Source organism: Actinomadura soli (genome assembly GCF_005889715.1).
Classification (GTDB): Bacteria; Actinomycetota; Actinomycetes; order Streptosporangiales; family Streptosporangiaceae; genus Spirillospora; species Spirillospora soli.
In genome coordinates this window covers 1-8,291 of record NZ_VCKW01000315.1, presented here as the reverse complement: position 1 = coordinate 8,291, position 8,291 = coordinate 1, and the positions used below count along the sequence as shown (strand labels likewise).

Sequence of the window (8,291 nt, the reverse complement as noted above, 5' to 3'; positions counted from 1 at the left end):
GTGAGATCCCCACTCTCCGACAGCGAGAACGACACCGGGCCCCGGTTCGATGCCACCAGCACTTGGCTCATACCGGCAGGGTCTCAGTTGGCGCAGAGGCACATCAAAGCGACCCACACGCCGCCCGGCACGCACCCGCCGCCCGACGCACGCCGCCGCCGGCGACGCCCTCACCGCCCGCCCCGTCGCGATTAGCGGACAAAGCGGCGGGTACCCGTCCGGAAATGAGCAGGTCCGAGACAACGAAGACCGTGCTCGTCGCCGGTGCCGCGAACCTCATCCTCGCGATTACCAAGCTCATCGCCGGGCTCCTCGCCGGGTCCAGCGCGATGCTCGCGGAAGGCGCGCACTCCGTGGCGGACACCCTCAACCAGAGTTTCCTCCTCACCTCCCTGCGGCGCAGCGAACGTCCCCCCGACCGGCGCCACCCGTTCGGATACGGCAACGAGCGGTACGTCTGGTCGCTGCTCGCCGCGTTCGGGATCTTCGTGGCCGGAGCCGGGTTCTCCGTCTTCGAGGGCATCCTGACCATGACGGGCCACGGCGGCACCGGGACGAGCGTGTGGCTCGCCTTCGCCGTCCTCGCGCTGGCCTTCGTCCTGGAGGGGGCGTCCTGGATCCGCGCCTACTACCAGGCGCGCAAGGAGACCCGCGACAACGGCCGCGACCTCGTCGACCACGTCCGCCGCTCGCCCGACATCACGTTCAAGACCGCGCTGTTCGAGGACACCGCCGCGATGATCGGCCTCGCGCTCGCCGCCGCCGGGCTGACGCTCCGCGAGATCACCGGCTCCGACTTCTGGGACGGTCTCGCGTCCGTCCTGATCGGCGTCCTCCTCGTCGGCCTGGCGTTCTCGATCGGACACGAGAGCATGGGCCTGCTCATCGGCCGGGCCGCCGACCCCGCCGAGCAGCGCCGCATCCGCGCCGAGATCACCGGCGCCCCCGGCGTGACCGGCGTGGGCGAGCTGCTCACCATGCACTTCGGCCCCGAGCAGATCCTCGTCGCCGCCAAGGTCCACTTCTCCGACGACATCAGCGCCGACCAGGCCGAGGACGTCGCCGGCGACATCGACCGGCGGCTCAGGGAAAAGATCCCGGCCGTCCGCCACGTCTTCCTCGACCCCACCCAGCACCCCGCCGACCGCGCGGCCGACCCGGTCCACCGCACCGAGGAACACGCGTGATCAAGAGGGCGGCCGGGTAACGTCTCACTCGGCGGACCCACCTGTCTGGCATCCGGTCAGATCAGGTAAAGTCACGCATACGAGCCCTAAGCGCTCGTGGTCACAACTGAATATCGCTCATCCAGAGGGGTGGAGGGACCGGCCCGACGAAGCCCCGGCAACCACCCGGCTAAGGTGCGCTCGCGATCCTGCGAGGCCGGCCGGGAGATGGTGCCAACTCCGGCCTGCGACCAAGGTGGCGCAGGAAAGATGGGAAGAAAGGCCTCGCTCGCATGGCACTCACGCCTGCCACCGACCTCGGACCGGCCACCGCTCTCGTCTGCCGCGAATGCGGTACGTCCCGCGACCTCGGGCCCCACTACGCCTGCGAAGAGTGTTTCGGCCCCCTGGAGATCGCCTACGACTTCGGGGGAGTGACCCGCGAGAGCATCGAGTCGGGTCCGCGCAACATCTGGCGCTACAAGGGGCTGCTGCCCGTCCCGTCCGCCATCGCGGAGACGCCCAACACCGAACCCGGCTTCACCCGCCTGGTCCGCGCCGACAACCTCGCCGAGAGCCTCGGCCTGCAGAGCCTGTGGGTGAAGGACGACAGCGGCAACCCGACCCACTCGTTCAAGGACCGCGTCGTCGCCGTGGCGCTCGCCGCCGCCCGCGAGCTCGGCTTCAAGGTGCTGGCCTGCCCGTCCACCGGCAACCTCGCCAACGCCGTCGCCGCGGCCGCCGCCCGGGCCGGGATCCGCAGCGCCGTGTTCGTCCCGTCCAACCTGGAAGCGCAGAAGATCATCACAACGGCGGTCTACGGCGGGACGTTCGTCACGGTCGACGGCAACTACGACGACGTGAACAGGCTCGCGTCCGAGATCGCCGGGGAGCAGGACGACTGGGCGTTCGTCAACGTCAACGTCCGGCCCTACTACGCGGAGGGCTCCAAGACCCTCGGCTACGAGATCGCCGAGCAGCTCGGCTGGCGGCTGCCCGACCAGATCGTCGTCCCGGTCGCGTCCGGCTCCCAGCTCACCAAGATCGACAAGGCGTTCCAGGAACTGATCAAGCTGAACCTCGTCGAGGACAAGCCCTACCGCGTCTTCGGCGCCCAGGCCACCGGCTGCGCCCCGGTCGCCGACGCCTTCAAGGCGGGCCACGACGTCATCCGCCCGGTGAAGCCCGACACGATCGCCAAGTCCCTCGCCATCGGCAACCCCGCCGACGGCCCGTACGTCCTGGACGTCGCCCGCCGCACCAACGGCTCCGTCGAGGACGTCAGCGACGCCGAAGTGGTCGAGGGCATCCGCCTCCTCGCCCGCACCGAGGGCATCTTCGGCGAGACCGCGGGCGGCGTCACCGTCGCGACCCTCCGCAAGCTCATCGCCTCCGGCGCCCTCGACCCGTCCGCCGAAACCGTGATCATCAACTCCGGGGACGGCCTGAAGACCCTGGACGCCGTCGCACCCGTCGTCGCGCCGTCCGCGAACATCGCCCCGTCCCTGGAGGCGTTCCGCGCCGCGGGCCTCGCTTGAAAGGAGCACCATGAGCAACGTGTCCGTCCGTATCCCGACGATCCTGCGGACCTACACCGGCGGCGAGTCGGAGGTGAAGGCCGAGGGCGCCACCCTGCGCGCGGTCGTCGCCGACCTTGAGGCCAGCTACACCGGCATCTCCGCCCGCATCCTCGACGACGCCGGCAAGATCCGCCGCTTCGTCAACGTCTACGTCGGTGACGAGGACGTCCGCTTCGCCGACGGCCTCGACACCCCGACCCCCGAGGGCGCCCAGGTCTCGATCATTCCCGCCGTGGCCGGCGGCTGAAGGCCGAACTCGATCCTGGCGCACCCCCACCGCGCGCCAGGATCGAGTTCCCGGACGCCACCAAATTCACCGCCCTCCAAAAGGGAATCAACACGGGCCTAAACGAACCTTCATGACCTTTCCGAGCCCTTCTCCCGAGGAAATCGCCTTCCTACTCCGCGACTTGTGCCTCCACCTCGGCTTCTGCCTCACCCCTGAGGACCAGGCCAACCTGTGCACCACGCCACCAGCGGACACAGACGCCTTCACAGACGCGGTCTTCGGGGCCGAGGGTCTAGACCCGTCCCTGCACAAAAGGCTGCAGCGACAGGTCAGAGAAACGGTCGCCCGAACTTTCGAGGACCGCGCTTAATAAGACACGCACCCAGCCCGAACCTGAGCCGGGCCACGCGATCCACCGCTCCCCACCCCGATCAATCCACACGGCGACAGTTCCGCGGATACCGGCGGACGACCGCGCACAGTGGATCACAACCGCACACGCCTGACGTCCCCGGACAAGGCTCCGACGCAGGTGGGGACGGGTTGGGGCTGGTTGGTGACGGTTCGGTGGACGACGATGCACACCGCTTGCACTCGGCAGGGTAGAGTGCTAAAAAACGGTTGGCACTCTGCTGTGGAGAGTGACAACTTCACAGTCTGGGTCGGGGCGATGAGGCCTCAGTCCGGCGGCGGAATGGCAGTCGTCGGCGGGGGCCGTCCGTCGCGGGCGTCGGCTCGATCCGTCTAAGCCACCTTGTTCCGGGAGGACTGGAGCCTATGGCTGCAAAGATGATCGCGTTCGACGAGGAGGCCCGCCGCGGTCTTGAGCGCGGCATGAACCAGCTCGCCGACGCCGTCAAGGTGACCCTTGGTCCCAAGGGCCGCAACGTCGTGCTGGAGAAGAAGTGGGGCGCCCCCACGATCACGAACGACGGTGTGTCGATCGCCAAGGAGATCGAGCTCGAGGACGCGTGGGAGAAGATCGGCGCGGAGCTCGTCAAGGAGGTCGCCAAGAAGACCGACGACGTCGCGGGTGACGGCACCACCACCGCCACCGTCCTGGCTCAGGCGCTGGTGCGCGAGGGCCTGCGCAACGTCGCGGCGGGCGCGAACCCGATGTCGCTGAAGCGGGGCATCGAGTCCGCGGTCGAGCGGGTGAGCGAGGAGCTGTCCAAGCTCGCCAAGGACGTGGAGACCAAGGAGCAGATCGCGTCCACGGCGTCGATCTCCGCCGGCGACCCGCAGATCGGCGAGATGATCGCCGAGGCGATGGACAAGGTCGGCAAGGAAGGCGTCATCACGGTCGAGGAGAGCCAGACGTTCGGTCTGGAGCTCGAGCTCACCGAGGGGATGCGCTTCGACAAGGGCTACATCTCGCACTACTTCGTGACCGACCCCGAGCGGATGGAGGCGGTCCTCGAAGACCCGTACATCCTGATCGTTCAGGGCAAGGTGTCGGCCAACAAGGACCTGCTGCCCGTCCTCGAGGGCGTCATGCAGTCCGGCAAGCCGCTGCTGATCATCGCGGAGGACGTCGAGGGCGAGGCCCTGGCCACGCTGGTCGTCAACAAGATCCGCGGGATCTTCAAGTCCGTGGCCGTGAAGGCCCCGGGCTTCGGCGACCGCCGCAAGGCCATGCTGGGCGACATCGCCACGCTGACCGGCGGCCAGGTCATCAGCGAGGACGTCGGCCTCAAGCTGGAGAACACCTCGGTCGACATGCTCGGCCGGGCGCGCAAGATCGTCATCGCCAAGGACGAGACGACGATCGTGGACGGCGCCGGTGACGCCAACGAGATCGCGGGCCGGGTCAACCAGATCCGCACCGAGATCGACAACACCGACTCCGACTACGACCGCGAGAAGCTGCAGGAGCGGCTGGCCAAGCTCGCGGGCGGTGTCGCGGTCATCAAGGCCGGCGCCGCCACCGAGGTGGAGCTCAAGGAGCGCAAGCACCGCATCGAGGACGCCGTCCGCAACGCGAAGGCCGCGGTCGAGGAGGGCATCGTCCCCGGTGGTGGCGTCGCGCTGATCCAGGCGGGCGCCAAGGCGTTCGACAAGCTGGAGCTCGCGGGCGACGAGGCCACCGGCGCGAACATCGTGAAGCGCGCTCTGGAGGAGCCGCTGAAGCAGATCGCCGTCAACGCCGGTCTCGAGGGCGGCGTCGTGGTGGAGCGGGTCCGCAACCTGACCCCGGGCGAGGGCCTCAACGCCGCGAGCGGCGACTACGTCAACATGTTCGACGCGGGGATCATCGACCCGGCCAAGGTCACCCGGTCCGCGCTGCAGAACGCGTCGTCGATCGCCGCGCTGTTCCTGACCACCGAGGCGGTCATCGCCGAGAAGCCCGAGAAGAACCCGGCCCCGGCGGGCGGCATGCCCGACGCCGGCGGCATGGACTTCTGATCCGGCTCGATCGGGTTCACGCGTCCGACTCGGTACGCATACGAAGGGACGGTCCTGTCCGGGCCGTCCCTTCGGCCTTTCCGCGGGTTTCGCGCGCGGCCGAACCAGCCTGGACGCTCGCACGTCAGACAACGTGATCAGTGTGTTCGGCCGGCCGCGGGCGCCACCGTCCCGGACCGGACGTCCACGCCGCAGGGCAGCGTAAAGAGGACATGTGAGCGATCTCTTCAGTTCTCCCGTACTCAGGATCGAGCAGCCGCGCCGCGTCCCCTCCGCGAAGTCCCAGTACAAGGTGTTCGACGCGGGCGGCACCCTGCTGGCCAGGGCGGAGGAGCGATCCGTTTCGCTGAAGCGCCAGGCGTGGCGAGCGGTGATGCTGGACGGCGGCGATCAGCGGAGCGTCCAGGTGGAGAACGCCCAGGGCACCCCGGTCCTGATGATCGAACGCCCGAAGACCACCCGCGCGACCTGGGTCAGCACACCGGACGGCACCCTGCACGGGTCGATCCGGATGGACGCCTACCAATGGCGCTACCTGCTGCTCGACGCGGCGGAACGCCCTGTCGGCAAGCTGGACGGCAACAGGACCGCCAGGAAGTTCAGGGCGCTGGACGCCGCCGGCACCCACGTCGCGCAGGTCGACAAGAAATGGAAGGGCATGGCGACCGAACTGCTGACCACCGCGGACCGGTATTCGGTGACGTTCTTCCACACGCTGACCGACCCGTTGCGGATACTCGTCGTGGCAGCGCCGATCGCGCTCGACCTGATGCTGTACGAGGGAAAGGACGTGCCGGATTTCCTCGACGGCCTGGCACCCTGACCAGCCCTTCCGCCGCCGGTCCCTCCAATGGGCCAGGAAGGAGGCCACGACCACGACGGGCGATCGTCCTCTTGGACGACGCTCTCCTGCGGACACAAGTCAGTCTCCCGAACGTGACAACTCGACGTCCCCCGCGCAGGTCAGTCCGGGTAAGCAGCGCTCGGCGGGGCGCCCGGCTCCGGAATGTGCTTCCGCTGAAGGGCCGGGCTTGGCAGGATCGCCGCTTGGACGGCGCAGCGCACCGAAGGGTGTCGACGCTCCGGGACGGTGAACGGAAAGGTCGCCCGCGCGGCCGATGAGACAGGAGAACGCGTGAACGAAGTGTTCAGCTCCTCGGTGCTCAAGGTCGAACAGCCTCGGAGGGGCCCGTTCGCCAAGTCGCGGTACAAGGTGCTCGACGACGCCGGCGTCGTCCTCGCCATCGCGGCGCCCACCGACGACCAGGGCCGCGCCGAGATGCGGGGCGTGTTCGCCGGCAAGTCCAACCTCGACGCCCGCGCCGTCGTGCTGACCACGCCCGACGGGGCCCCCGTCCTGATCGTCGACAAGCAGCGGGGACGGGAATACACCGAGATCCTCGACCCGGAGGGCGACGCCTTCGGCTCGTTCGTCACCGAACGGGTCGGACGCCGGTATGTCGTCTATGACGGCGACGGCACCCTGATCGGCGCCGTCTCCGTGGACGTGCCCCGGAACAATTTCGAGGTGACCGACACCGACGGCTCCAGGGTCGCTCACGTCCGGAAGAAGTGGGCCGGCCTCGCCACCCACCTGCTGACGACGGCCGACAAATACGCCGTGGAAATCTTCGACCCCGTTCCCGAACCGCTGCGGACCATGGCCGTCATGACGGCGATCGTGATGGACATGAACCTGCACGAGGCCAAAGAGATCACCTGATCCGCGATCGTCGTCCCCGCCCAGGACTTCCCGGTCGTGCCGCCGCGAGGTACCTTCCGTTCGTGCAGGCCACGCCCGGGCGTCCGAACAGCTGGTGGATCTCGCCGGCGATTCCGACGATCGCGAACTGCGTGCTGGCCGCCCTCTGGGCCTTCTCCGCCCTGGGCGGCTGGGGCGCGACCGCCTTCTGCGGTGAAGACGAACAGCGCGATCCGGGATGCAGCGCGGGATTCGACGATGCCGTCCGCGTCTCGGCACCGGTGGCCGTCCTCGCTCTCATCATCGCCGCGACGGCATGGGCGATGCCGGGTGTACGGCAGAGACCCGATCGGCTGGACGCGCTTCTCACCCTGGCGGCATTCGCCTGGGTCCTGGCCGAAGGGGTCCTCTTCATCGGCGGATACCTGGCCAAGCCGTAAAACCGTCCCTCCGTCACCGCCGTTGCCAAAAAGAAACATTGGCGGCCTGGCAAGCGTTCCTCGGGCCGCAGGATGGTGCAAGATAGGACAAAACCCAAGGTCGGACGGGTGTGCGAGCGGACCAGTGGCGATGCTCCGGCCGATTTGGCGCCGCCAGGACGTGCGAGCCGGTTTGACGTCCGCACCTCAGGGGCATACTGTTCACTTCGCCCCACGGGGTAGCGGACGCCGGTAGGCGGCCGGCCCGAGGGGAACCCACTTCGAACCAACCGACGCGGCTTAGCCGCGCCCGGACTGTCGTGGTGGGACGGAAAGGCTCGGTTTTGACAATCGAGCTGAATCTGATGAAATAGCAACACCGCCCCGGAAGAAGCCGCGCAAGCGACAACGGCCGAGGCAACGGAAAAGGTCGAAATTGACAGTTCGGCCGGATCCGCTAAAGTAAGAAGAGTCGCCCCGGAGCGGGAAACGCGAAAGCGGATCCAGCGCGGTGGGTGTCCGTTTCTTGAGAACTCAACAGCGTGTTAAAAGCCAGTGCCTTTATACGGTCCGGTCGTTATTTTGGCTGGGCCGTCCCCGCGGCCGCCCTGCTTGTGTGGGGGTGGTTGGGGATTTCTTTGAGGCAATGCAACCCTTCATTTGTGGGGGGTTGTGGTGCTGGGATTGTTTCCATGGTTTGGCTGAGGTGGGGGTTCGCCCCTCTGTCTTGGTCGTTGGGCCTTAATGGAGAGTTTGATCCTGGCTCAGGACGAACGCTGGCGGCGTGCT

General features: G+C 67.9%; 7 protein-coding genes and 1 riboswitch. All 7 genes read left to right on the top strand.

What is annotated here, in order from left to right; all coding sequences use genetic code 11:
• The first annotated feature begins 224 nt into the window (after positions 1 to 224).
• Complete coding sequence (locus ETD83_RS36475) at positions 225 to 1,187, top strand: cation diffusion facilitator family transporter (protein WP_138649767.1); 963 nt, start codon at positions 225 to 227, stop codon at positions 1,185 to 1,187.
• Positions 1,188 to 1,301: 114 nt separating this feature from the next.
• A riboswitch (SAM riboswitch) is annotated at positions 1,302 to 1,443 on the top strand.
• Positions 1,444 to 1,459: 16 nt separating this feature from the next.
• Positions 1,460 to 2,704: a threonine synthase gene (gene thrC, locus ETD83_RS36470; protein ID WP_138649766.1), complete on the top strand. Its 1,245-nt coding sequence runs from the start codon at positions 1,460 to 1,462 to the stop codon at positions 2,702 to 2,704.
• Positions 2,705 to 2,714: 10 nt separating this feature from the next.
• Complete coding sequence (locus ETD83_RS36465) at positions 2,715 to 2,993, top strand: MoaD/ThiS family protein (protein WP_138649765.1); 279 nt, start codon at positions 2,715 to 2,717, stop codon at positions 2,991 to 2,993.
• A 759-nt stretch (positions 2,994 to 3,752) separates the two neighbouring features.
• Positions 3,753 to 5,381, top strand: a complete 1,629-nt coding sequence (groL, locus tag ETD83_RS36455) for a chaperonin GroEL (protein ID WP_138649763.1) — start codon at positions 3,753 to 3,755, stop codon at positions 5,379 to 5,381.
• A gap of 214 nt (positions 5,382 to 5,595) precedes the next feature.
• On the top strand, positions 5,596 to 6,204 hold the full coding sequence (locus ETD83_RS36450) for a phospholipid scramblase-related protein (protein ID WP_138649762.1): 609 nt from the start codon (positions 5,596 to 5,598) through the stop codon (positions 6,202 to 6,204).
• A 312-nt stretch (positions 6,205 to 6,516) separates the two neighbouring features.
• Positions 6,517 to 7,104: a phospholipid scramblase-related protein gene (locus tag ETD83_RS36445; RefSeq protein ID WP_138649761.1), complete on the top strand. Its 588-nt coding sequence runs from the start codon at positions 6,517 to 6,519 to the stop codon at positions 7,102 to 7,104.
• Between the two features lie 62 nt (positions 7,105 to 7,166).
• The gene (locus ETD83_RS36440; protein ID WP_138649760.1) at positions 7,167 to 7,523 is read left to right on the top strand and encodes a hypothetical protein; all 357 of its coding nucleotides are present in this window, start codon (positions 7,167 to 7,169) and stop codon (positions 7,521 to 7,523) included.
• Positions 7,524 to 8,291: the final 768 nt, after the last annotated feature.

What these genes read in the sequence shown, in the direction of transcription:
- groL (WP_138649763.1), top strand. Translation starts at nt 3,753, where the DNA reads ATGGCTGCAAAGATGATCGCGTTCGACGAGGAGGCCCGCCGCGGTCTT.
- ETD83_RS36465 (WP_138649765.1), top strand. Translation starts at nt 2,715, where the DNA reads ATGAGCAACGTGTCCGTCCGTATCCCGACGATCCTGCGGACCTACACC.
- ETD83_RS36475 (WP_138649767.1), top strand. Translation starts at nt 225, where the DNA reads ATGAGCAGGTCCGAGACAACGAAGACCGTGCTCGTCGCCGGTGCCGCG.
- thrC (WP_138649766.1), top strand. Translation starts at nt 1,460, where the DNA reads ATGGCACTCACGCCTGCCACCGACCTCGGACCGGCCACCGCTCTCGTC.